At 67.1% G+C, this 24,391-nt stretch carries 25 protein-coding genes; 21 read left to right on the top strand and 4 right to left on the bottom strand.

Translation table 11 applies throughout. The features are described 5' to 3' along the window. Position 1 precedes the first annotated feature (1 nt). Together ELQ92_RS09970 and mshC are read left to right on the top strand one after the other, a co-directional pair. The gene (locus ELQ92_RS09970; protein WP_128498817.1) at positions 2–856 is read left to right on the top strand and encodes an undecaprenyl-diphosphate phosphatase; all 855 of its coding nucleotides are present in this window, start codon (positions 2–4) and stop codon (positions 854–856) included. 62 nt (positions 857–918) lie between these two features. Continuing rightward, on the top strand, positions 919–2,190 hold the full coding sequence (mshC, locus tag ELQ92_RS09965) for a cysteine--1-D-myo-inosityl 2-amino-2-deoxy-alpha-D-glucopyranoside ligase (RefSeq protein ID WP_128498816.1): 1,272 nt from the start codon (positions 919–921) through the stop codon (positions 2,188–2,190). 68 nt (positions 2,191–2,258) lie between these two features. Here the strand turns inward: mshC and ELQ92_RS09960 are convergent, their stop codons facing one another. Continuing rightward, positions 2,259–3,143 (bottom strand): PAC2 family protein, encoded by an 885-nt coding sequence (locus ELQ92_RS09960; protein ID WP_128498815.1) that lies wholly within the window; start codon positions 3,141–3,143, stop codon positions 2,259–2,261. A 118-nt stretch (positions 3,144–3,261) separates the two neighbouring features. On the opposite strand from ELQ92_RS09960, the gene ELQ92_RS09955 reads away from it, so the two are divergent. From ELQ92_RS09955 to lnt, 9 genes are read left to right on the top strand one after another with little or no spacing between them, the layout of a single operon-like run. Then, positions 3,262–3,909, top strand: a complete 648-nt coding sequence (locus tag ELQ92_RS09955; RefSeq protein ID WP_424980086.1) for an HAD family hydrolase — start codon at positions 3,262–3,264, stop codon at positions 3,907–3,909. After that, positions 3,906–4,931, top strand: coding sequence for a tRNA (adenine-N1)-methyltransferase (locus ELQ92_RS09950; protein ID WP_128498813.1), 1,026 nt, complete (start codon positions 3,906–3,908; stop codon positions 4,929–4,931). Before ELQ92_RS09955 ends, ELQ92_RS09950 begins: the two co-directional genes overlap by 4 nt. Before the next feature lie 53 nt (positions 4,932–4,984). Then, positions 4,985–5,923 (top strand): FKBP-type peptidyl-prolyl cis-trans isomerase, encoded by a 939-nt coding sequence (locus tag ELQ92_RS09945; protein WP_128498812.1) that lies wholly within the window; start codon positions 4,985–4,987, stop codon positions 5,921–5,923. A gap of 38 nt (positions 5,924–5,961) precedes the next feature. Continuing rightward, entirely contained in the window at positions 5,962–7,017 is a 1,056-nt protein-coding gene (locus ELQ92_RS09940) for a helix-turn-helix transcriptional regulator (protein ID WP_128498811.1), read from the top strand. Then, on the top strand, positions 7,014–8,030 hold the full coding sequence (locus tag ELQ92_RS09935) for a helix-turn-helix transcriptional regulator (protein WP_341811239.1): 1,017 nt from the start codon (positions 7,014–7,016) through the stop codon (positions 8,028–8,030). Before ELQ92_RS09940 ends, ELQ92_RS09935 begins: the two co-directional genes overlap by 4 nt. 34 nt (positions 8,031–8,064) lie before the next feature. Further along, positions 8,065–8,310 (top strand): twin-arginine translocase TatA/TatE family subunit, encoded by a 246-nt coding sequence (gene tatA / locus ELQ92_RS09930; protein WP_128498810.1) that lies wholly within the window; start codon positions 8,065–8,067, stop codon positions 8,308–8,310. A gap of 48 nt (positions 8,311–8,358) precedes the next feature. Next, the gene (gene tatC / locus ELQ92_RS09925; protein ID WP_128498809.1) at positions 8,359–9,105 is read left to right on the top strand and encodes a twin-arginine translocase subunit TatC; all 747 of its coding nucleotides are present in this window, start codon (positions 8,359–8,361) and stop codon (positions 9,103–9,105) included. Next, positions 9,102–11,522 carry a DEAD/DEAH box helicase gene (locus tag ELQ92_RS09920; protein WP_128498808.1) on the top strand — a complete coding sequence of 807 codons (2,421 nt, stop codon included), beginning with the start codon at positions 9,102–9,104 and terminating at the stop codon, positions 11,520–11,522. The genes tatC and ELQ92_RS09920 overlap by 4 nt, the downstream gene beginning before the upstream one ends. Before the next feature lie 23 nt (positions 11,523–11,545). Then, a complete protein-coding gene (gene lnt / locus ELQ92_RS09915; protein WP_243694967.1) occupies positions 11,546–13,120 on the top strand; it encodes an apolipoprotein N-acyltransferase in 1,575 nt (524 codons plus the stop codon). Positions 13,121–13,210: 90 nt separating this feature from the next. On the opposite strand, the gene ELQ92_RS09910 is transcribed toward lnt, so the two are convergent. Together ELQ92_RS09910 and ELQ92_RS09905 are read right to left on the bottom strand one after the other, a co-directional pair. Further along, complete coding sequence (locus tag ELQ92_RS09910; RefSeq protein WP_128498807.1) at positions 13,211–13,576, bottom strand: RNA polymerase-binding protein RbpA; 366 nt, start codon at positions 13,574–13,576, stop codon at positions 13,211–13,213. A 107-nt stretch (positions 13,577–13,683) separates the two neighbouring features. Continuing rightward, complete coding sequence (locus tag ELQ92_RS09905; protein ID WP_243694966.1) at positions 13,684–14,430, bottom strand: glycerophosphodiester phosphodiesterase family protein; 747 nt, start codon at positions 14,428–14,430, stop codon at positions 13,684–13,686. Positions 14,431–14,572: 142 nt separating this feature from the next. Between ELQ92_RS09905 and ELQ92_RS09900 the strand changes: the two genes are divergently transcribed. Next, positions 14,573–15,337, top strand: a complete 765-nt coding sequence (locus ELQ92_RS09900; protein WP_128498805.1) for an SDR family oxidoreductase — start codon at positions 14,573–14,575, stop codon at positions 15,335–15,337. A 36-nt stretch (positions 15,338–15,373) separates the two neighbouring features. On the opposite strand, the gene ELQ92_RS16285 is transcribed toward ELQ92_RS09900, so the two are convergent. Continuing rightward, the gene (locus ELQ92_RS16285; RefSeq protein ID WP_166426764.1) at positions 15,374–15,532 is read right to left on the bottom strand and encodes a hypothetical protein; all 159 of its coding nucleotides are present in this window, start codon (positions 15,530–15,532) and stop codon (positions 15,374–15,376) included. Positions 15,533–15,831: 299 nt separating this feature from the next. Here ELQ92_RS16285 and ELQ92_RS09895 point away from each other — a divergent pair, with 299 nt between their 5' ends. The 9 genes from ELQ92_RS09895 (at position 15,832) to ELQ92_RS09860 (ending at position 24,389) form a co-directional block, all read left to right on the top strand. After that, a complete protein-coding gene (locus tag ELQ92_RS09895; RefSeq protein WP_128498804.1) occupies positions 15,832–16,944 on the top strand; it encodes a tyrosine-type recombinase/integrase in 1,113 nt (370 codons plus the stop codon). Next, a complete protein-coding gene (locus ELQ92_RS09890; protein ID WP_128498803.1) occupies positions 16,941–17,279 on the top strand; it encodes a helix-turn-helix domain-containing protein in 339 nt (112 codons plus the stop codon). Before ELQ92_RS09895 ends, ELQ92_RS09890 begins: the two co-directional genes overlap by 4 nt. A gap of 142 nt (positions 17,280–17,421) precedes the next feature. Further along, entirely contained in the window at positions 17,422–18,849 is a 1,428-nt protein-coding gene (locus ELQ92_RS09885; RefSeq protein ID WP_128498802.1) for a hypothetical protein, read from the top strand. A 124-nt stretch (positions 18,850–18,973) separates the two neighbouring features. Then, positions 18,974–19,342 (top strand): DUF6221 family protein, encoded by a 369-nt coding sequence (locus ELQ92_RS09880; protein WP_166426763.1) that lies wholly within the window; start codon positions 18,974–18,976, stop codon positions 19,340–19,342. Positions 19,343–19,430: 88 nt separating this feature from the next. Beyond that, positions 19,431–19,943 (top strand): GNAT family N-acetyltransferase, encoded by a 513-nt coding sequence (locus ELQ92_RS09875; protein WP_128498800.1) that lies wholly within the window; start codon positions 19,431–19,433, stop codon positions 19,941–19,943. Positions 19,944–20,100: 157 nt separating this feature from the next. Next, complete coding sequence (locus ELQ92_RS09870; RefSeq protein WP_243694994.1) at positions 20,101–20,919, top strand: aminoglycoside phosphotransferase family protein; 819 nt, start codon at positions 20,101–20,103, stop codon at positions 20,917–20,919. A 188-nt stretch (positions 20,920–21,107) separates the two neighbouring features. Further along, positions 21,108–21,242 (top strand): hypothetical protein, encoded by a 135-nt coding sequence (locus tag ELQ92_RS16725; protein WP_279432164.1) that lies wholly within the window; start codon positions 21,108–21,110, stop codon positions 21,240–21,242. 88 nt (positions 21,243–21,330) lie between these two features. After that, a complete protein-coding gene (locus ELQ92_RS09865) occupies positions 21,331–23,334 on the top strand; it encodes an HsdM family class I SAM-dependent methyltransferase (RefSeq protein WP_128498798.1) in 2,004 nt (667 codons plus the stop codon). Further along, positions 23,331–24,389 carry a restriction endonuclease subunit S gene (locus tag ELQ92_RS09860; protein ID WP_128498797.1) on the top strand — a complete coding sequence of 353 codons (1,059 nt, stop codon included), beginning with the start codon at positions 23,331–23,333 and terminating at the stop codon, positions 24,387–24,389. Before ELQ92_RS09865 ends, ELQ92_RS09860 begins: the two co-directional genes overlap by 4 nt. Positions 24,390–24,391 lie beyond the last annotated feature (2 nt).

The following is a 24,391-nucleotide window of genomic DNA, read 5'->3' as shown; positions in this document are numbered from 1 at the left end:
AGTGGACTTCGTCAACGCGATCATCCTGGGCCTCGTCCAGGGCCTCACCGAGTTCCTTCCGATCTCCTCGAGTGCGCACCTCCGTATCGTCGGTGAGTTCCTCGGAACCGGTGAGGATCCCGGGGCGCGCTTCACGGCGATCACGCAGATCGGTACGGAACTCGCCGTCGTGATCTTCTTCTGGCGCGACATCGTGCGCATCGTCGGAGCGTGGTTCGGGTCGCTCTCCGGGCGCGTGCCGCGGAACGATCCCGACGCGCGGATGGGCTGGTTGATCATCATCGGCTCGCTGCCGATCGTGATCCTCGGGCTGCTGTTCCAGGACCAGATCGAGACGACCTTCCGCTCGCTGTGGTTCATCGCGGGCACGCTCATCGGGTTCGGCGTCCTCCTCGGCATCGCGGACTACATCGGCGCGAAGCGCCGGGAGCTTCCGGAGATCACCTACCCCCACGGTGTCATCTACGGCTTCGCTCAGGCGCTCGCGCTCATCCCCGGCGTCTCCCGCTCAGGAGGCACCATCACGGCGGGCCTCCTCCTCGGCTACAAGCGCGAGGCCGCCGCTCGGTACGCGTTCCTGCTCGCGATCCCGGCCGTGTTCGGAAGCGGGCTGTACCAAGTGGCGAAGTCCATCGTCGACCCGTGCGTCGAAGGGGCGACGGGCTGCCTCCCCGAGGTCTACGGTCCGCTCGAGACCCTCGTCGCGACCATCGTGGCCTTCGGCGTCGCCCTCGTCGTGATCGCATACTTCATGCGCTACATCTCGCGGCGTTCGTTCCTGCCGTTCGTCGTGTACCGCATCCTCCTCGGCCTCGCCCTGATCGTCCTTCTCACGACCGGCACGATCGAGCCGTGACGGCGCGGGCATGGCCGACCCCTGCGGTCGGAGGGGTGCCGTGGCTCGCCTAGGCTGAAGGGATGCAGGCTTGGCCCCGTCCCGTCGTCCCGTCCGTCCCGGGGTCGCCGTGCGCACCCCTTCTGCACGATACGGCGAGCGACGGGCTCGTCTCGGTGCACACGGGCGAGCGCGCGCGGCTGTACGTCTGCGGGATCACTCCCTATGACGCGACGCACATCGGTCACGCATCCACGTATCTCGCCTTCGACACCCTTCAGCGGATGTGGCTCGACGCGGGCATCGACGTGCACTATGCGCAGAACATCACCGACGTCGACGACCCGCTCCTCGAACGAGCGCACGAGCGCGGGATCGAGTGGCGGACACTCGCGGACGACCAGATCCAGCTGTTCCGTGACGACATGGCCGCCTTGCGGGTGCTGCCGCCCGAGGACTATGTCGCGGTCACCGAGGTCATCGCGCCCATCGCCGAGGCGGTGGTCCGCCTTCTCGACGCCGGCGTCGCCTACCGGGTCGACACGCCGGAGTCGGCCGCGGGTGACGACGTCTACTTCGACATCGCCGCCGCGGAGGCGCAGGGCGTCTGGAGCCTCGGCCAGGAGAGCAATTACGATCGCGCCCTCATGGAGCGATTGAGCGCGGAGCGCGGGGGAGACCCCGACAGGACAGGCAAGCGTGACCCGCTCGACCCTCTGCTGTGGCGCGCGGCGCGGGCGGGAGAGCCGCAGTGGGACTCGGCCGCGGGCGCCGGCCGACCGGGATGGCACATCGAATGCTCGGTGATCGCCCTCGACCACCTCGGGACGGACTTCACGGTCCAGGGGGGCGGGTCCGACCTCGTCTTCCCGCACCACGAGATGAGCGCTGGCCATGCAGCCGCCCTCTCGGGTCGCCCTCTCGCCGCCGTCTTCGCTCACGCGGGCATGGTGGCCTATGACGGCGAGAAGATGTCGAAATCCCTCGGCAACCTCGTGCTCGTCTCCCAGCTGCGCGAGCGGGGAGAGGATCCTCGCGCGATTCGACTCGCTATCCTCGAGCACCACTACCGCAGCGACTGGGAGTGGACGCAGGCCGGGCTCGAAGCGGCCATCTCGCGCCTGGCAGCGTGGTCGGACGCCTTCCGCACGGGCGTGCGCGCCGCGGGGGCGTCACCAAGCGGCTCGGTGACGGCGGACGACGTCATCCAGCGGATGCGCGACGCACTGCGGAACGACCTCGACACGCCGACGGCGATCGCGGTCCTGGACGAGGCGGCGACGACCGGTGTCAGCGACCCTCAGCGGGTCGGCGAAGCCATCGACGCATTGCTCGGGATCGACCTCTCGGCCTGACTCGCGGGGATAGTTCTGCCGTCCGATGAACCCGGTCGGTCCATGACCTCATGATCAGGGAAAGCGCCTCAGCCCTTGCCCCACGGCTCGTCGCCGTTGCGGCCGTCGGGCTTGTCGCCGCGGCGGCGGAGGTAGCGCTCGAATTCCTGGGCGATCGCCTCCCCGCTCGCGTCCGGGGACTCGACGGTGTCACGCGCCTGCTCGAGCTGCTGGATGTACGTCGCCATCTCGTCGTCCTCCTCCGCGAGCGCGTCGATGCCCTGCTCCCACTCCGCCGAGTCCGACACGAGCTCGCCGCGGTCGATCGAGACCCCGACCAGCTCCTCGAGTTTGTCGACGAGAGCGAGCACGGCCTTCGGCGACGGCGCGTTGTGGACGTAGTGCGGGACCGACGCCCACACCGAGACGGTCGGAAGACCGAGCGCCTCGGCGGCGTCGGAGATGACCGTCAGTATCCCGACAGGCCCCTCATAGGTCGACCGCTCGACGGCGAGGGAGCGCCGCACATCGGGATTCTCGCTCGTCGTGAATATCGAGATCGGGCGGGTGTGCGGGACGTCGGCGAGCATCGCGCCCAGGAGGACGACCGCCGTCACGTCGACGGCGAGGGCGGCGTCGAGGACTTCCGCGGTGAAGTTCTTCCAGCTGCGGGACGGCTCGATCCCGAGGAGCAGGTAGATCGACGGTCCCTCTCCCGCGTCCACCGCTGGACCGTAGAGGCTCGCTCCGGGCCAGCGCAGAACGCGCCGACCGTCGTCGTTCGCGGCGACCGTGGGCCGCGTGAACTGGTAGTCGTAGTAGTCCTCGGGGTCGACCGAGGCGAGGGGGACGAGTTCGAGTTGCTCCTGCAGCAGCCGGACCGCCCCGGTCGCCGCGTCGCCCGCGTCGTTCCAGCCCTCGAAAGCGACGACGAGAACGCGCCCCCGCGAGAACGCTTCGACTTCAGCCGTCACGTGCACCAGCCCTTCCGCAGCCGTCTGGCCGATCGATCACTCCAGGATAGGCGCATTCCCCGACCGGGTAGCATTGATCCCCGTGACCACTCTGCTGCCCGACGCCGTCCTGTGGGACATGGACGGCACCCTCGTCGACACCGAGCCCTATTGGATCTCGGCGGAGACCGATCTCGTCGAGTCCTTCGGGCGGACCTGGACCTACGAGGACGCCATGTCGCTCGTCGGTGCAGGACTCTGGGACTCCGCCGAGACGCTCCGTTCCCGCGGTGTCGACCTGTCCGCCGACGACATCGTCGCCCACCTCACGAGCGTCGTGATGCGACGGATCACCGAGGAGGGCGTCCCGTTCCGGCCCGGTGCCCGCGAGCTCCTCACCGATCTCCACCGAGCGGGGGTGCGGTCGGCACTCGTCACGATGTCCGTGCGGGCGATGGCCCAGCACGTCGTCGACCGGATCGGCTCCGATGCCTTCGAGACGCTCGTGACGGGCGACGAGGTCTCCCGTCCGAAACCGCATCCCGATCCGTACGTCGAGGCCGCGGCGCGGCTCGGCGTCGACGTGACGCGATGCGTCGCCATCGAGGACTCGCGTACGGGGCTCGCCTCGGCCGTCGCCGCGGGCACCGTCGCGATCGCGGTCCCACACGCCGTGTCGATCCCCGAGTCGAGCGACCACATCACGTGGCCGAGTCTCGCGGGACGGACCGCGGAGAGCATCACCGAAGTCTTCGCGTCGCGGCGAGCGTCGGCGGGAAGCCGATGACCACCGCGCCGAGCGAGCGTACCCGCAACTCCGGGCCGCTCCGCGTGGGGGACCGGGTACAGCTGACCGGGCCGAAGAACAAGCTGCACACGATCAGCCTCGAGCCCGGCAAGGTCTTCCACACGCATCGCGGCATGATCCATCACGACGACCTCATCGGTCTCGACGACGGCTCCGTCGTCGTCAACACGGCGGGCGTCGAATACCTCGCTCTGCGCCCGCTGCTCGTCGACTTCGTCATGTCGATGCCGCGCGGAGCCGCCATCATCTACCCGAAGGACGCCGCGCAGATCCTCGCGCAGGCCGACATCTTCCCGGGCGCCCGTGTCGTCGAAGCGGGCGTCGGATCGGGCGCCCTCTCGATCTGGCTTCTGCGAGCGATCGGCGACTCCGGTCGGCTCACGTCTTTCGAACGGCGTGAGGAGTTCGCCGATGTGGCCCGCGACAACGTTGCGAGCTTCTTCGGCTACGACCCGACCTCGTGGGACGTCGTCGTCGGCGACCTCGTGGAGTCTCTGCCCACAGCGGTTCCGACCGGTACGGCCGACCGCGTCGTCCTCGACATGCTCGCGCCGTGGGAGTGCGTCGGCGCCGTCGCCGACGCTCTCACCCCCGGCGGGGTGCTCCTCTGCTACATCGCCACCGTCACGCAGCTCTCACGCGTCGCTGAGGCCATCCGGGCGACGGGGCGCTTCACCGATCCCGCATCGAGCGAGACGATGGTGCGGGGGTGGCACGTCGAGGGACTCGCCGTGCGTCCCGACCATCGCATGATCGGCCACACCGGGTTCCTGCTCACCGCACGCCGACTCGCCGACGGGGCCGTTCTGCCGGAGCTCAAGCGTCGGCCGAGCAAGACGGACTTCTCGGACGAAGACGTCGAGCTGTGGACGCCGGGCGCCCTCGGGGAGCGCGTCTCGAGCCCGAAGAGCCTGCGGAAGCGTGTGCGCGCCGCAGCGGCGAGCGCCGATCTCGTCCGATCCCGGGACGACATGTCGGGCCCCGTCCCCGACGCCGACTAAACTGAACCGCGCATCCCGGGTCCGTCGGCCCGCCCGCACCGAATCGAGGTACCGTGCGTAAGGCACCCATCCTGCTCCTGTCCGTCGGTCTCGCGGCCGTCACGCTCACCGCGTGCACGTCCCCGACCGAATCGTGCGAGCCGCAGTCGAGTTCCGGACGGGCGTCCGACGTCATCACGGCCTCCGGCGATTTCGGCACGGCTCCGACCGTCGACGCTCCACTCAGCCTCAACACCTCGACCACCGAGAGCACCACGCTCATCGAGGGCGACGGCGAGGTCGTGCTCGAGGACGAGCTCGTCGTCCTCGACTACACGCTTCTCAACGGTCGGACGGGCGAGGTCGTCAATCAGTCGGCGTACGATCCCGAGACGCCCACGATCTTCGCGCCGTCCAACCTGCTCCCCGGTATGGCGAAGGGCCTCGTGTGCGCGACGGCGGGATCACGCGTCGCTGTCGCGATGTCGCCGGAGGACGCGTTCGGACCCTCGGGTGGCAACCCCCAGTTCGGCATCGAGGAGGACGACACCATCGTCGCCGTCATGGATGTGCGTCGGAGCTACCTCGCGAAGGCGAACGGGTTCCCCGTCCCCGTAACGACCCCGGGTCTTCCGTCCGTCGTGACCGCTGAGGACGGCACGCCCGGCCTCACGATCCCCACGAACGATCCGCCTGCCGACCTCCGCAAGGCGACGCTCCTCCAGGGCAGCGGCGACACCGTCGAGGAGGGCGACCTCGTGACCGTGCAGTACACGGGAGCCCTGTGGGACGAGCGCACCATCTTCGATTCCTCGTGGGATCGTGGAACCCCGGCGCAGTTCACGACCGACCAGGTCGTTCCGGGATTCGCCGAAGCCCTCGTGGGCGCGCAGGTCGGGTCGCAGGTCGTCGTCGTCATCCCGCCGTCGGAGGGCTACGGAGACGCCGAGACGGGACCCGTCCCCGCGGGCTCCACTCTCGTCTTCGTCGTCGACATCCTCGGCATCGGCTGAGCGAGGGGAGCGGGACGCGCCCGTCATAGGATGTGAGCGTGCCTGAACCGTCGAGCCCGTCCGTCGCGCGCGTACCCGTCGAGGAGCGCCTGTTCTCGCTCGTGCTCGCCCTCGTGGCGACCGAGACGGGGCTCACGAAGAACGAGATCCTCTCGACCGTCCAGGGGTACCGGCAGCGCTACCGACCGGGCGGGGACAACGCGAGCCTCGAGCGTCAGTTCGAGCGGGACAAGGACGACATCCGTGATCTCGGCATCCCGATGGAGACCGTGGAGTCTCCGGGAGAGCAGGGGAACAACCAGCTTCTCCGCTATCGGATCTCCAAGGGGGACTACGACCTCCCCGCCGACATCACCTTCTCGGCGCAGGAGATCACGCTCCTCGGACTCGCCGCGACCGTCTGGAGACAGGGGTCGCTCTCGGCGGAATCACAACGGGCTCTGCTGAAGCTCCGCTCCCTCGGTATCCCGTCGGACGACCCGGTCATCGGGTACGCGCCGCGACTGCGCACCCGCGAGAGCTCGTTCGAGCCGCTGCGCACGGCGCTCGAGCGGCACGCAACCGTGACCTTCACATACCTCAAGCCGGGAGACGCTGCACCTCGCGTCCGCTCGGTCTCGCCGCTCGCGCTCGTGCAGCACCGAGGGCGCTGGCACCTGTACGGGATCGACAACGATCTCGGCGCACGACGGACCTTCCTCCTCGCGCGCATCGTCGGAACCCCGCGCTCCACTTCCCGAACGTTCGCTCTCCCGGAAGGCGGCGGGTTCGCGGATCGCGCCCTCGCCGAGCTCGACGCGCTCTGGCACTCGCAACGGGCGACGGTCCGCGTGGTGCCCGGGTCCGACGCGGAGACACGGCTGAGCAAGCGGCCAGGGTCCAGTTCGGATCTCGGCGGCGTCCTGACACTCCACTACACCGATGTCGACATCCTCGCCGACGAGCTCGCGTCCTTCGGGCCGGAGGTCGAGGCCCTCAGCCCGGGCGATCTGCGCGCGGCCGTCATCAAGCGATTGACGATGCTGGTGAACGCCCACATTTCCGCCGACGCCGAGGCCGACGACGCGACTCGACCCGAGAAGGAGGAAGCATGATGGCCGATTTCCATCCGGTCCAGGCCCAGGACAAGCTCGCGTTCCTCCTGTCGCTCGTTCCCTACCTGATGGACCATGATCGCGTGTCGGTCTCTGACGCCGCCCGCCACTTCCGCATGCCGCCGGAGCAGATCCGGCAGGCCGTCCGACTCATCGCGGTGTCGGGAGTTCCGGGGGAGACGACGCAATACCAGCACGACGACCTCTTCGACATCGATTGGGACGCATTCGAGCAGGACGACGAGATCGCGATCACGCACCTCGTCGCGATCGACGAGTCGCCTCGCTTCTCCGCGCGAGAGGCCGCGGCACTCATCGCGGGACTCCAGTACCTCTCGGGATTGCCCGAGCAGGCGGATCGGGATGTCGTCGGAGCGCTCATGGCGAAGCTCGCGCTCGGGGCGTCGGCGGCTCCGAGCGAGGTCGCCGTCGGCTCCGGCGACGCCGACGCCACGTTGGCGGTCGTCCGCGAGTCGGTCTCTACGGGGCGCTCGCTCTCCTTCGACTACCTCAACGCCCGCGGCGAGAGGGAGCGCCGCGTCGTCGATCCGCTGCGCGTCGAGTCGCTCGACGCCGACTGGTACGTCCGGGCGTGGGACCACGGCCGCAGGGCGGTGCGGACCTTCCGCCTCGATCGGATGTCGGATCTCGCGGTGACGGACGAACCGGCGAGCGCAGAGGCGCGCGACGTGATCCTGCCCGAGACGCTCTTCCAGGCTTCGCCCGACGACCTGAGCGTCGAGCTCGAGGTCACAGCGGCAGCCCTTCCCCTGATCGACGAATGGATCGGTTCGAGCGAGACGCGATCCACGAGTTCGGAAGTGGCGCGCGTCACGGTACGGCTCGCGCACTACGCGAGCCTCACGCGCCTCGTCGCGGGGCTCGCCGGGCTCGTGACCGTCGTCGAGCCCCCTGAGGCGCGCGCCTCGGTCGCGTCCTGGGCGTCCGCCGCGCTCGACAACTACACCCGCGACGGCGGTTCTCCCAGCGACCCGCCCGGTTCCGCGGGGTAGACTCGAACCACTTCGACCCTCTGGAGGATCGCGCATGTTCGCAAACCTGACCGGGTGGCACCTCGTCATCATCCTCGTGATCGTGTTGCTGTTGTTCGGCGCGACCCGGCTCCCCGCTCTCACGCGGAGCATCGGGCAGTCCGTGCGCATCTTCAAGAAGGAGGTCCGTGACGACGACGCCAACGCGACCGCGGACAGCGGCACCGCGAGCGGGGTGCGCACGGACGGCGACGCCACGACCGCCGCCTCGGCGCGGCGCGATACCGACACGACTCCGTAGTCGGCCGTGCCTGCGAAAACACGCCGGCCGAAGAACAGCGAGGGACGCATGTCCCTCGGGCAGCACCTGCTCGAACTGCGCAAGCGTCTGTTCATCTCAGCCCTCGCGATCGTCGTCGGGATGATCGTCGGCTTCATCGTCGCCGAGCCGGTCATCCGTGCTATGTCGAGCCCCATCGCCGATCTCGCCGAGCGGATGAACGCGAGCCTCAACTTCGAGACGGTGACATCCGGTTTCGACCTGTACATGAAGATCGCCCTGACGGTCGGCATCGTCGTCTCGGCACCCGTGTGGCTCTACCAGACCTGGGCGTTCCTCGTCCCCGGCCTGAAACGGCGTGAGATCGGGTACGCCCTCGGCTTCCTCGGCGCAGCGCTGCCGCTGTTCTTCGGCGGCGCCGTCGCCGGCTGGGTCGTCATGCCACACATCGTCGAGCTCATGGCGGGTTTCATCCCCGAGGGAGCGAGCGGCATCTACACCGCGAGCTACTTCTTCGATTTCGTCCTGAAGCTCGTGCTCGCGGTGGGGATCGCATTCGTCCTTCCGGTGTTCCTCGTGCTGCTGAACTTCGTCGGCGTGCTGTCGGCGGCGTCGATCATCAGGTCCTGGCGCTGGGCCATCCTTGCGATCATGGTGTTCTGCGCCCTCGCGACGCCGGCGGCCGACGTCATCTCGATGTTCCTGCTCGCGATCCCCATGATCATCTTGTACTTCGCGGCGTACGGAGTGGCCTGGGTCCACGACAAAAGGGCGGCCCGTCGGGTCGGCGCTCGCGACGCGGAGTTCGCCGTATGACCGACGCCCTGAGCCCGGCGGAGCGCTATGCCGCGTCGCGGCGGCGCACCGCTCTCGTCCGAGAATTCCGGGACGGCCTCGCGTTCGATCTCGACCCGTTCCAAGAGGCCGCGTGCGAGCGACTGGAGGCGGGACGGAGTGTTCTCGTCGCCGCGCCGACGGGGGCCGGCAAGACGATCGTCGCCGAGTTCGCCGTCTTCCTCGCGATGCGTCAGGAGCGCGCGAAGGTCTTCTACACGGCGCCGATGAAGGCGCTCAGCAATCAGAAGTACAACGAGTTCGTCGACTCCTACGGCGCGGAGAACGTCGGTCTCCTCACCGGCGACACGAACATCAACTCCGGCGCCCGCGTCGTCGTCATGACGACCGAGGTGCTCCGCAACATGCTCTACGCGGACTCCGACCTCCTGGCCGACCTCGCGTTCGTGATCATGGACGAGGTGCACTACCTCGCCGATCGCTTCCGCGGCGCGGTGTGGGAAGAGGTCATCATCCACCTCCCCGAGGCGGTCCGGCTCGTGTCGCTGAGCGCGACGGTGTCGAACGCGGAGGAGTTCGGCGACTGGCTGCACACCGTCCGCGGTGACACGGACGTCATCGTGTCGGAGGACCGTCCCGTTCCCCTCGACCAGCATGTGCTCATCGGAGGTCGTCTCCTCGACCTCTTCGACGCGAAGACCTCCTCGGACGACCCGAACGTCAACCCGGAACTCGTGAGACTCGCGCAGTTCGGCGGGCGAGCGCTCACCACGAAGCAGTATGACGACGTGAGCCGCTACAACCGGCGGAGAGGCCCCCAGCGCCAGGAACGGACGTCTCGAGCGGGCACCGTCGAACTGCTCGGCGAGCACCATCTCCTTCCGGCCATCTTCTTCATCTTCAGCAGGATGGGTTGCGACGGCGCCGTGCGTGAAGTGGTGCGAGCGGGAGTGCGACTCACCGAACAGCACGAGCGCCGGGAGATCCGAGCGATCGTCGACGAACGAACGAGCGCGCTGCAAGACGAGGATCTGGCCGTTCTTGGATTCTGGGAGTGGCGCGACGGGCTGGAGAGGGGAGTGGCGGCGCACCACGCCGGTCTCCTCCCCGCCTTCAAGGAGGTCGTCGAGGAACTCTTCCAACGGAAGCTGCTCAAGGTCGTCTTCGCCACGGAGACGCTCGCGCTCGGAATCAACATGCCTGCCCGCACCGTGGTCCTGGAGAAGCTCGAGAAGTTCAACGGCGAGGCTCGTGTCCCCATCACGTCCGGCGAGTACACCCAGCTGACGGGCCGCGCCGGCCGCCGGGGCATCGACGTGGAGGGCCACGCCGTCATCCAGTGGGTGGAGGGGCTGCACCCGCAAGCCGTGGCCTCGCTCGCCTCACGGCGCAGCTACCCGCTCAATTCGAGCTTCCGGCCGACCTACAACATGGCGGTCAATCTGATCGATCGCTTCGGGCGTCAGCGTACGCGCGAGATCCTCGAGTCGTCGTTCGCGCAATTCCAGGCCGACCGCGCCGTCGTGGACCTCGCGCGGAAGGTGCGGGAGCAGGAGGCGTCGCTCGAGGGATACGCCGAGGCGATGCGGTGCCACCTCGGTGACTTCGCCGAGTACGCATCGATCCGACGCGAGCTCGGCGACCTCGAGAAGCAGCGTCCCGACGCCGGTTCTGCAGCGAAGCGGGAGCGGCGTGCCCGCCAGATCACGTCCCTCAGGAAGCGTCTCAAGTCGCATCCCTGCCACGGGTGCTCCGACCGGGAGAAGCACGCCCGGTGGGCGGAGCGATGGTTCCGGCTCCGGCGGGAGACCGACACGCTGCGGCGGCAGATCAACACGAGGACGGGAGCGGTCGCGAAGGTCTTCGACCGCGTCGTCGACGTTCTGGTCGAACTCGGTTATCTCGTGCAAGGCGACATGCCCGGCGGCATCGGTCTCGCCGCTCCCGGTCAGGCCCTCCGACGGATCTACGGCGAGCGCGACCTGCTCGTCGCGGAGTGCCTTCGCCGCGGGCTCTGGAGCGGCCTCGACGCTCCAAGTCTCGCCGCCCTCGCCTGTTGCCTCGTGTACGAGCCGCGACGCGACGACACGGACGTGCCCGAGCGGTATCTTCCGCGGGGTCGTTTCCGAGAGGCGCTCGTGGCGACGCAGGAGGTCTGGAGCGTCCTCGACGACGTCGAGCACGATCACCGGCTCCCGGGCAGCGACGTCCCGGCGAACGGGCTTGCTCTCGCGATGTACAAGTGGGCGTCCGGGGCCGCTCTCGACGTCGTCCTCCGCGACGCCGATCTCGCGGCCGGCGACTTCGTCCGCTGGTGCAAGCAGACGATCGACCTCCTCGATCAGTTGTCGACCGTCGCCGACCCGCCGGTCGGTGTGACCGCTCGCAAGGCCCTCGACTCCGTCCGGCGCGGCATCGTCGCCTACAGCTCGGTCTGAGGCATCGACCGTAGGGTGGAGGGGTGCCCCGAAAACCCCCACGCCCGGTCCGTCCTCGAGCGAGCGGCGACCCCGAGTGGTCCGTTGCCCCCCTCGTCCCCTTGTGGGCGGCCGTCCTGCTTGCTCTCGGCGCGGGTCCGGTCCTCGACGCCGGTTTCCCTGACATCGGGATGTGGCCGCTCACCTTCGTGGGGATCGCCATCGTCCTCGTCGCGGCGATCGGTCGCCGAGCCGGCTCGGCCTTCCTCGTCGGGTTCCTCGCCGGGTTGTCGTTCTACCTCGTCCACGTGTCGTGGACGGCGCTCTACCTCGGTCCCGTTCCGTGGGTCGCGCTGTCGGTGCTCGAGTCGTTGTTCTTCGGACTCGGCACCGTCCTCATCACTCTCGCCTACCGCTGGTTCCCGCGGGTCTGGCGGGGCCCCACCGCACGGCTGGCCGTCCTCCCCGTTCTCGTCGGCGCGCTGTGGACGGCCCGCGAGGGGCTCGTGAGCACGTGGCCATACGGCGGTTTCGCGTGGGGCCGGGTGGCCCTCAGCCAGTCCGAGAGCCCGTTCGCGCCGCTCGTCGCGTGGATCGGGATCTCGGGTCTCAGCTTCGTCATGGTCGCGATCGTGGCGCTCGGCGTCCAGGTGCTCAGCGAGCCGTCGCCCGGGCTCGTCCGGCGACTCGCGGTCCCATCGGTCGTGATCGTCGCGGTCCTCGCGGTGCCGGCGTGGCCGACGTCCGAGTTCGGCATGAGCAGGATCGCGGCCGTGCAGGGGAACATCAAGGCCGGCTACTTCGACGCGGCCGAACGGGAACCCGGCGAGCTGCTCCTCGGGCAGTTGGACGCGAGTCTCTCGGTGGTCGGCGAGGGGGCCGACATGATCGTGTGGCCGGAGGGCTCGAGCGAATACGACCCGGCGGTCGACGCCGGCGCCGCACGATCGCTCGACGCGCTGAGCGAACTCTCCGGTGGAGCGCCGATCATCCTCGGCGCGATCCAGGAACGCGGTGACGAGGTGTTCAACACGTCGATGCTCTGGCAGAACGGGGGAGTGGAGGACTGGTACGACAAGAAGCACCCCATCCCGTTCGGGGAATATGTCCCGGACCGTGCGTTCTGGAGACCCTTCGCCCCCGAACTCATCGATCTGATCGGTCGCGACTACACTCCGGGAACTCGCGACGGCGTGATCGACGTCAACGGTGTCATCACGGGGATCAGCATCTGCTTCGACATCGTCGATGACGCGGTCATGCGTGACTCGGTGGACCGGGGAGCGCAAGTCCTCCTCGCCCAGACCAACAACGCCGACTTCGGCACGACCGACGAGAACCAGCAGCAGCTCGCGATCACGCGTCTCCGTGCGATCGAGACCTCGCGGAGCGTCGTCAGCATCTCGACGGTCGGTCTGAGTGCGATCATCGGTCCTCGCGGCGAGACGATCGCGACCGTTCCGGCGTACGAACCCGGCGCGCTCGTGGAGGACGTTCCGCTCTCACGAGGACTCACCCCGGCTGTCCTCCTCGGCGGCCAGATCGAAGGACTTGTCGTCGGGTGGGGGATCGGGACGCTTCTCGTATCCGGACTGCTCGCTCGACGCCGACAGGGGTGAGGCCCCACATGAGAGAAGCACCGGACGAGAACTCGTCCGGTGCTTCCGTGTGCGTGGCTCGCGATGGTCAGCGAGAAGGAGACGTGAGCCTCACGCGCCGATCTTGTGCTGTCCGCGGCGGGCCCGAAGGTAGTCGAGTCGCTCCTGGAGCAGTTCCTCGAGCTCGGCACGAGTGCGGCGCTCGAGCAGCATGTCCCAGTGGGTACGCGGCGCCTTGACGTCGCCGTGATCGATGTCGACGGGCTTGTGGTCGACGAGTCGGACGGCCTCGGCCCCGCAGGTCTTGCACTCCCAGGTGTCGGGGGCCTCAGCGTCGGCGGCGAAGACGAGAACGGTCTCGTTTCCGCAGGTGGCACAGGAATACTCGTGAGCGATCCGCTCCGAGAACACGACGCCTTCTTCGCTCTGCAGGCTCTGGGATCCGAGGCGCATTCCGCGCAGGCTGCGATCTGCCATTGTGTGGTCTCCTCTCGCAAATGGTGGTCTGTATGTTATAAACCGCCAACCTGGGTTTTCTCTTCCAACGGATGCCCCGCTCCCAGGTGCTGCTCAGTTTGAGCAACTCATGGCCGCACGGCCTCGAGTGCCAGGTCGCACCGATCGGTGACGATCCCGTCGACGCCCAAGGCGCTGAGTCGGACCATCTCGGCCGGGTTGTTCACCGTCCAGACGTGCACTTCGACCCCGGCCTCGTGGAAGGCGCGGACCGTGCGCCGCGTCACGATCGGGATACCTCGATGATGCTCGGGGACCTGGACACACGGCACGCCCGCCAGGACCGTTCGGAGCCGACCGGAGCGGGCGAGGTGCGCGGGCACGAGCGCTCGAGCGATGAGGTCGCTCGACGCGCTCGTGGCGACGCCGGGAAGAGCCGCAACGACACGTCGCCGCGTCGCTCCGTCGAAGGAGGTGACGAGCACCCGATCGAGCGCTCCGACCTCTTCGATCGCCCGGGCGACGGGAGCGGCTGCTCCCGCGGCCTTCACATCGATGTTGAGCCGCACGGCACCAAGAGCGGCGAGGGCCTCGTCGAGTCGTGGGACGCGATGCCCGGCGCCGAGATCGACGGACGCGAGCTGCTCCCAGGTCGTCGTCGCGATCTCGACCGGCCGCCCGCGGTCGATCACGACGGGATCGTGCGCGAGGACGGGCACTCCGTCGGCCGTCGCGTGAGCGTCGGTCTCGACGTAATCGGCTCCCGCGTCGACCGCCGCTGCGAACGCCGCGAGCGTGTTCTCGGGAACCCGAAGGGCGAGCCCGCGGTGGGCGAGGATGCGGGGGAGCTGCCCGGCGAAGTAGGGGGAGGACACGGGCATCCCTTCTCGGAACTCGCGTGGCCGTATGGCGATGACGCGATCCGGCCGTTGATAGTGTCGGGGCTGGCCCCAGCTTGTCACGACCGCGCGTCGTGCCGGCGGGACGGGGTCGATCGACCACTCGAGAGGAAACACCGTGTCCAACCCGCTCGCCCCTGAATCGCTCGCAGGCAAGAACGTGCTCGTCACCGGATCCTCGCGGGGCATCGGAGCCGACACGGTGCGCTACTTCGCCGCAGCCGGTGCCCGCGTCGTCATCAACTTCCGTAACAAGGAGGCGCGTGCGGTCAAACTCGCCGAGGAGATCCGTGCCGCTGGCGGCACGGCGATCACGGTCGGCGCGGACCTCACCGACCGGTCGTCGGTCGACGCCCTCGCTGCATCCGTCACCGCGGAGTACGGGTCGCTCGACATCCTGGTCCTCAACGCCTCGGGCGGGATGGAGAGCGGCATGGCGGAGGACTACGCGATGGTGCTCAACCGTGACGCCCAGGTCGGCGTGGTCGACGCCATGCTGCCCGTGCTGGGTGACGGCAGTCGTATCGTCTTCGTCACGAGCCACCAGGCGCACTTCATCGGGTCCGTCCCCACGATGCCGGAGTACGAGCCCGTCGCGCGATCGAAGCGCGCCGGAGAGGATGCACTGCGTGCGCGCATCCCCGAGTTCGACGCGGCGGGCGTCGAGTTCGTCGTGGTCTCGGGCGACATGATCGAGGGCACGATCACGGCGACCCTTCTCGAGCGAGCGAACCCCGGCGCGATCTCGGCCCGCAAGGAAGCGGCCGGGCGCCTCTTCAACGTCTCCGAGTTCGCTGCCGAGGTCGCTCTCGCCGCGGTCGAGCCCATCGCCGCCGACCACACCCGCTACGTCGGCGACGTCTCCGACTTCGGCGTCAACTGAGTCGATGCCCCGGGGAGGTGCTTCCCGGGGCATCCCTCACGCCGTGCGCCGCGGGTAATCCGTGTAGCCGACCGGTCCATCGCTGTAGAACGTCGCCGGGTTCGGCTCGTTCTCCGCGTGGCCCTCGTCGTCGGCCGCGTGCCGTGCGGCGGCGCTTCTCCCGGAGAGACTGTCACGGTATCGCTGATAATACACATTATGTCAGTTCGTAACCACACTACGTGCGAGTCTCGCAATCGTGAAGAAGCGGGTAACGCTTCCCCTCGCCAGTAGAAACGACTCCTGACCGGGCATCGACTGCGGGGCGCCACGGAATGCAGATGTGCGTCACGGCCTGAGTGTGGCGCGCGAAGCAGCCTTCGTTGAGTGCTGCTGACCTGGGGTTTCCTCGAGGACGATTGCGTTGTTCGCAATCTGTGTGCGAAACTCGCAACCATCTAGCGCCCCTCACGGACGCTGGTGATCGACGCGGCTAACCTTGTCAGGAGTAGCGGATGGCGGACGACGACAACGTGGTGTTCGCCCCGTTCTGGCAGCAGGCGCCCGACCCAGAACTCTTCGTCGCGGCGATCCTCGAAGGGTGGGCGAAGCAGCAACGCGCGAAGGACTTCTCCCCCGCGACGATCCGCACCCGCCGCAAGCTCGTCCTGTCGTTCATCGACTTCTCCGGCCACTACCCCTGGGAATGGACCCTGGGCGACGCCGACGACTACTTCTCGCACGCACGCGCGGTTCGGAACCTCTCCCACGCGACTGTTCGCTCGTACCAGACCGCGATCAAGCTGTTCTGCGATTACGCATGTGATCCGAGCTATGACTGGAACGAGCAAGCAGCAAAGCTCTTCGGCCAGGTGTTCGCACAGGTCGTCACCGAGCTCAACCGCGTGACCCACTCGCAGCCGAACACCGGACGGCCGCAGAAGCGAACATTCAGCCAGCGTGAACTGCAAGAGCTGTTCGATCTGGCCGATCTGGAGGTGCACCGCGTCCTCGACTCCGGGCGGAGGGGCGCACTTGCGGCATGGCGCGACTCGGTCGCCTTCAAGAGCCTCTATGGCTGGGGGCTGCGCACGAACGAGATGCGTCACCTTCAAACCGTTGATTTCTCCCGCAACAGCCGCGCGCCGTACATGCGCGACTACGGCGTCGTGCGCGTCCGCTGGGGTAAGCCGCACCGCGGATCCGCCAAGAAGGTGCGCTCCGCCCTCACTGTGTGGCAGTGGACCGTCGACGTCATCGAAGACTGGATCGAGCGGGGCCTCCCCCGTTACGGCGAGCCCATCAACGACGTCTTCCCGACCAGCACCGGTGGTCTCGTCTCCGAATCGCACCTGCTCGACAAACTGCGCGGCCTCATCGACGAACTCGGCTTCCCGCCAGGACTAGATCTGCACTCATTCCGACGGGCTTACGCGACCCAGCTCATCACGGGCGAAGGTTTCGACGTGACCTTCGCGCAACTGCAACTCGGACATGAGCACGCCGCGACGACATCGATCTACACACTCCCCTCCCCCGACTACCAACGGGCCGCGCTCGAGCGCGCCCATTCCCGCACGCTCGACGCGGCACGCACGCCGCGCCCTGACAACAGGAGGACTCCATGAGCCGACGCGAACTGACCTACACGTGGCGGGTGCGGGAGATCATGGCCCGCCGCCGCATCTTCACCGCCAAGGAACTCGCTCCCCTGCTCCACGAACGCGGCATCACGCTGACCCCCAACGCCATCTGGCGGATCGTGTCCGGCGAACCGGAACGCGTGTCGCTGAAGATGTTGGTCGCACTGTGCGACGCGCTCGACGTAGAGATGAACGACCTCATCACCTACACGGCAGTCGATGCGAAGACCGTCCGCCGACGCAAAGCGTCCGGCGACGACATCCCGGACATGAGCGACTACCGGCCGGTTCGCGCCCGGATCGTCGACGATGACGACTGATTCGCCGCGCCGCGGCCGGCCCGCGACCGGAGGGAACGGCTCCGCTCGCCCCGCGACCCTGCACGGACTTTCCGAGCCAGGGCGCCGCGGTCGCCCTCGCTCTCTCGGCACGCTCACGTGCGACCGGTGCCGTCGCACCGACGTGCCCAAGATCCGCGTCAAGTGGCCCGACGGCAGGATCTGCGGTATCTGCTTCACCGACGCGACCCACGTCTACGGCACCTGCCCGACATGCGACGACGAGAATCGAATGCTCCCCGGGCGCGACGATAGCGGCCGCGCGATCTGTCGCAACTGCGCCGGCATCACGACGAAACTGGAATGCGCCGTCTGCGGCCGCGAAGCAGAGCGGTTCCGACGCGGCGCGTGTGCACGGTGCGTCGTTCGCACCGACCTCACCGCCCTGGTGCGGCCAGGAGCCGACCTTCGGCTGCGTCGGCTCGTTGACACGTTGTCCGGCGTCGATCGACCCGAGAGCATCTATACATACATGCGAGGGGCCCGCGCCCGTGCACTGCTGACCGCAATCGGAACCCGCGAACTCCCGCTCACCCAGGACGCATTCGACCGTCTCGAGCCGGGGCCAGCGGTCGAGCATCTGCGGGCGCTCCTCGCCCACAATCGCATGCTCCCCGAACGTGGCGTGGATGAGCGCGTTCATCGGTTCGAACGATGGATCGCGGCACGTCTCGCGACACTGCCTGATGACGGAACGCGCGACCGGATCGAACGGTTCGCGACTTGGCATCACCTCAAGCGCGTGCGCGCCCGCGCCCTCGAGCCCGACGTGAACATCGAAACGGTCACGCATGCGGCGAAGCAAGAGATCACCGAGGCGGGCAAGTTCCTGATCTGGTTGCGAAGTGCACATGGCATCGGCTCAGCGCAGTTGCGCCAGCGTCACGTCGACGACTACCTCTCCGACGGCACGAGTACACGCAAGCACGTGCGCAACTTCCTCCGCTGGCTCAACCGCGACGAGAACCGGCGTAGCAAAGTAGACCGGCTCGACGCACCCTTTCGCGAGGCGCAGTCCGAGCCACTGCTCAAGCAGAGTGAGCGCGTTGCCCTCGTGCGGAACTGCCTCGAGTGGGAGCAGGTCGCGCTGTCCACGCGCATCGCCGGGCTGATCCTGCTGCTGTGGGCGCAGCCTCTCAACAAGATCGTCATGCTCCGGCACGAGCACACCGCGTTCGGCGTCAACGGAATGACCCTCACCCTCGGGCAACACCCGACCGCGGTTCCCCACGCCGTCGCCGACCTGTTCTGGCAGCACCTCGAAGCGCCAGGCAAGCCGCGCACCGTCAACGCCGGAACCTCCTGGCTATTCCCCGGCACCCAGGCCGGCCGCAACCTGCACCCCGGCACGCTTTCTGAGCGACTGAAAGTGCTCGGCATCGACGCTCAGCGCGAACGCAACGCGACTCTGCGCGATCTCGCTCAGGAAGTCGATGCGCGGACACTGATCGACCTGCTCGGCTACAGCAAGCCCGTCGTCGCCCGATACGCAGCTCGCGCCGGCGGGCCGATGTCCGACTACGTCGATCTGAAGAGGCCCAAGCTTCCCTGAGCTGGAGAGTCCGCAGCTCAAGGAGGCACCGCGAAAATCTCGCGGGATCGCGGTACGACACGTGGGACATGACGGCGCACGAAGTTCATGCGAAACTGGTCGGTTCGCCTCGAGAAGGGCTCCTATGCGCGTGAACACAGATCCTCTGGCCGACTTCCTGATCGCTCGCGTCGAAGAAGACGCGCAGATCGCACGTTTCGTCAACTGGGACTCCCCCACCGAGGATGAGCAGTTCTGCGCCTGGGCGACGCCGTTCGACCTCGATCCGGACAGGCTCATCGTGGCCATCGATTACCAGCGCGTGCTTGCCGACTGCGCAGCCAAGCGCCGCATCATCGAGGCCTACCTCGAGGTCGTGAACCAGGAATCCCCGGCCTACGCGGCTGCAGCCGAATACATGGAGACCGTGGTGCGAGAACTCGCATCTGCGTACGCCGATCATCCCGACTATGAGACTCGATGGCGACTCGCCCGGAGCGACCCGATGCCGTGAGACGCGCTGATACTTCGTTATACATGCGCCTCTTGTATAACGAAGTATCAGACGCTTCGCGTCACCCTGGCGGCGGTAGTGTCGTCAGATGAACGCCTCTTCGGTGCGGGTGCGCCCTGCTGAGCTCGGCGACGCCCATGGCATCGCCGACGTCCATGTCGAGTCCTGGCGCGAGACATATTCCGGCGTCATCACTGATCGACTCATGGGTGACGAAGCACTGGAAGCAAGGCGTCGCATGTGGAGGTCGATACTCGGCCTCGATCCGCTCCCGGGATCGGTTGCCGTTGCTGAGCGGGGCGACCGAGTGATCGGATTCGCTTTCGCGGCCCCAGCCGACCATCCTGACGCCATGAAGGGTTTCCCGCCGGCACGGGGCCTGCACTTGTACTCGATCTGCCTTCTGGCGAACGAACAAGGCTCGGGAATCGGAACAGCTCTCCTCGAAGCCGTCCTGGCCGATCAGCCCGCTCAGCTCTGGGTCCTCAGTGGCAACGACCGCGCCCGCGCGTTTTACGAACGCCATGGGTTCGGGGCCGACGGCTACGAGTTCGCGGACCCCGATCTGGACGGGCTCGTAGAGCTCAGGATGGTGCGCTGAGCGGCGCTGATTGGTGAAGAAGCGGGTAACGGGATTGCCCATCAGAAACCACGCTATGCGAGCCCCGATGGCGACGAGATTGTGCGCGCTTCCCCGCTTATGGCGTCAACGCTCGAAGCTGACCGCTGGCACGCCGTAGATTCGCTTCTTGAGAACCATGCAGACCCACACCCATGACATCAGCTTCGCCGAGACCGAGGTGCGCAAGCGCTTCCTCCGGTGGGCCGATGGCGAAGCTGCTCGCGAGTGGGCCTGCCTGAAGCTCATCTGGACGCATGCGCCGGGAATCGCGCCGCGCCCGCTCCGGCTGGAGAAGGCGGGCGATCACCCTGTCGTCGTCATGGAGCGCCTGGCGGGTACGCCCCTCGGCGGCGCTCCCCTGTCAGCTGCGCAGACGGAGGCCCTAGGGCGAACGCTCCTGCGACTGCACGGCATACCCACCGAGGTCATCGAGGAGGCCGGTCTCGCGGAGCGACGCCTGGGGCCGTCGACGCTGCCCGAGGCGCTGCGGGGCTGGCTGTGTGAGCAGCACGATTTGTCGGCCTGCCACGATCCCGCGCTCATCACGGCGGGGATCGCGGCGGGCGCAGAGTGGCTCGCCCAGCCTGATGCGCTGCCAGCGCCCGAACTATCCTGCCTCGGGATCGCCGATCTGAATCCGACGAACGTGCTCTGGGACGGCCGCGCCTGCCGCCTCGTGGACTTCGAGGACGGCGGACTCACTGACCCTGCGTACGACCTCGCAGATCACGTGGAGCACATCGCCAGTCGGACACACGGTGTGTTCGACCCTGAGACACTCGGCTCGGCTGTCGGGCTCTCCGATGGCGCTCGAGAGCGCATGCGAGCGTACCGACCGCTCTGGGCAACGTTCTGGCTCGCGATGCTCCTCCCTGGCAACGGCGGTTTTCACCGCAACCCACCGGGCACGACCGAGCTCCAGGCACGGCATCTTCTCGCGCTCGTGGCAGGCTGAAGCGAGCCACCCGCGCGCAGGCGCCTCGCAGAACGAGGGCGGCCGCCGAAGGGCTCCGGCAGTCGCGCGGCGGAGACCGCCCTTACGGGCGTATCGTCTCCGGTTTCAGACATCGCTCGTTCGTCGTCCCACAGCCTGAGCGCCGTAGCGACGACGCGCCGCGCGAGCAGGCGGAGTAGCCTCCAGCCGTGAAGAAACGGGTAACGCGGTTACCCACCACCGCGGAGCTGCGCCGGGTTCATGCCACTTCCCAGCCCTCCCTCGAGCAGTTCGACCGCACGGCGCGGTCCTGCGCGGCGCTCGGCCTGCGCTACAGCGTGTAATTCCCTGTTTCGCCGATGCGCGACGCGAACCTACCATCGCCCATGTAATGTTCCTGATACAACGCAGGACCAGCCAGGAGGCAGCCCGATGAGCAATGAACGCTCGACCGACCAGTTCGTCCGCGACATGTTGCGGGAAATCGGCTTTCCCCGCCCATGGGAGCAGAGCTGCTCGGACGCTCCTGCCTACATCTACGCTGCGCTCGAAGGTGCTTCGAAGTCTGGCGGTTCCGGACGAGGCAAGCCGGAGTTCGTCATCGAGTCGGGTGACTTCATCGTCGTGCTCGAGGACAAGCCACGTTTCGAAGAGTCAGTGGCGTTCGACGAAGCTGGCAACGTCGATCTTGCCCCCATGGCGCGTGTGAAGTTCGCCCTGAACGGAGCAGTGCACTATGCAAAGGCCTTTGCCGGCAAGACCGACAAGCAGGTGTTCGCCATCGGTGTCGCAGGGAGCGAGAGCCACTACAGCATGAAGGTCGCCTTCGTCGCGCCTCGTGCTGAACCGAAGCTCCTCGAGGACCTCGAGACGCTTACGAACTTCGCCCCGGAGAACATCGACGAGTACCATCGGGTCGCTGTTCTCGGCCAGCTCCCTCGCGAGGAGCGAGAGGTACGCGAGGTCCGGAAGGTCGCAGGGGTCCTGCACGAAGGTATGCGCAACTACGCGTCGCTGGAGAACGAGAACAAGGCAACTCTCGTCTCCGCGATCCTCCTCGCGCTCAAGTATCGTCCGGAGCTCCTCGACGACCTCACGGGCGATCAGCGCAACGGATACCGCGACGGTGACAAGGTGTACACCGCCGCAAAGGAGTTCCTCGAGAGTCCCGAGGCCGACCTCGGACCGAAGCAGAAGATCGGCATCATGCTCGACCGCTTCTCCTTCATCCGTCGGCACGTCCTGCTGAACGCACGCAACAAGGACCTCGGGAAGACCCCCCTTCGCCACTTCACCGAGATTCTCGATCACGAGGTGTTCGAGGTCGTCTCAGACCCGTCGTACACGGCGTTCGACGTGCTCGGCAACTTCTACGGCGAGTTCGTGAAGTACGGCGGTTCGGACGGCAACTCGCTCGGCATCGTGCTTACCCCTCATCACATCACCGATCTCATGGCTGAGCTCATCGATGTCAACAGCGACGATGTGGTGCTAGACCCCACGGCTGGATCGGGCGCGTTCCTCGTCGCGGCGATGCGACGCATGTTCACCGATGCGATGACCCGCTATGGCTCTGACTCGGGCACGCTCGACGAACGTCTCGACGAGATCAAGCGGTTCCAGCTCCACGGCGTCGAGCTCCAGGACAAGCTCTTTGCCGTCGGCACCACGAACATGATCCTCCGCGGCGACGGGAAGGCCAACTTCCAGCGCCACAACTTCTTCGACGTCACCCGAGACGACTTCTTCCCGTACAACCCTGAGCGCCCCGGCCGCCTCGAGCGATTCACGAAGGTGCTCATGAATCCGCCGTACTCCCAGTCGAAGGACAAGACGACCAGGCACCTGTCCGAGCTCTCTTTCATCGAACGGGCGCTGTCGCAGCTCGACGTCCGCGGACGTCTCGCCGCGATCGTGCCGCAGTCTGCGATGGTCGGGAAGACGAAAGAGGACAAGGCCCTCAAGGCGAAGATCATGAAGCACCACACGCTCGACGCGGTCCTGACGATGAACCCCGACACGTTCCACGGTGTGGGCACCCATGTCGTCGTCGCCCTCTTCACCGCCGGTGTCCCGCACCCGGCGTCGAAGAAGACGACGTTCATCGACTTCAAGGACGACGGGTACAAGGTCCGTCAGCACGTGGGGCTGGTCGACGACGGGCGTGCAGCGGACCGACGCAAGCACCTCCTCGAGGTCGTCAAGGACGGCGTGCCGGACGACACCGCGTTCGTCGTCCGCTCCGAGGTGAGCGCGACGGACGAGTGGCAGCACAGCTACTTCTACTTCAACGACCAGCCGCCGAGCTACGAGGACTTCTACGCCACCGTCGCTGACTACGTCACCTGGCAGGTCGACACGCACACGCACGGTCGCGGGGATCTGATCACTCCCGTCGCGGCTGAGGCCGAGGTCGAGGAAGGTGTTGACGCATGAGCGCTTACGACGACCTGACCTTCGCTCCGATGCTGATTACGGATGTGTTCGAGACGTACCGGCAGGCCCCGGCCTGGCTAAACACCAATCAGGTCCTGCCTGGAGAGCCAGCCTTCCCGCATGTCACGAACTCTGCGGCGGGGAATAGTGTTGCTGGATTCATCTCTCTCCAGGGGGAGCGAGCGAACAACGGCAACGCGATTACGGTCGGTATCGATACGCAGGTGGTGGCCTACCAGCCGGTGGCTTTTTATGGCGCTACCAAAGTCTACGAACTGCGGTCACCGCACCTTGACGTCTTCAACGGGTTGGTGCTGACCTCTGTACTCCGACGCGCCATCGAGAAGTTCTCGTGGGGGCACAAGGCAAGTGCCGGTCGTCTCGCGAAGACTCGCATCATGGTCCCGGTCACGACGGACGCCTCCGGCGAGCAGGTCGTCGACTGGGAGGGCATGAACCGACTCGGTGAAGAACTCATGGACCGAGCGATCACACACGCACACAGCGCTCGCACGTCTGACACAGCCGACGCGGACGCGGAGCTCCCGGATCTGATGTTCGAGCCCATGTTCATCACGGATGTGTTCGAGAGTATGAAGGCATCATCGGCTTGGTTCGACAAGGTGCACCTGAAAGGTGGCGAGCCGAAGGTGCCGTACCTCAGTCAGACACACTCGGCGAACAGTATCGCTGCGATCGTCGCGGATCAGGCCGTCGATCCTGAAGTGGGAAACTGCATCACCGTCACTCTGAAAACTCAGGCGACGTTCTATCAGCCTGTTCCGTTCTACACCGCGCAGAACTTCTTGATCTTCCGGCACCGCAAGCTGAACGTTCATTCGGGCCTTATGCTGACCGCCATCATGCGGCGGGCAATGCGCAAGTTCTCGTGGGGCTACGGCGTGTCCATGGCGCGGCTTGCGAAGACCCGCATCATGGTTCCCGTCACGACCGATGACTCGGGCAGCCAGGTCGTCGACTGGGAAGGCCTGACTCTTTACGGGGAGATCCTGCGGACCCGCGCAGAACGTGCGATGAGCGTGGCCGTGGCATGAGC

The sequence above is a fragment of the Labedella populi genome (assembly GCF_004078655.1).
Classification (GTDB): domain Bacteria; phylum Actinomycetota; class Actinomycetes; order Actinomycetales; family Microbacteriaceae; genus Labedella; species Labedella populi.
This window is presented reverse-complemented; position numbering and strand designations above follow the sequence as displayed.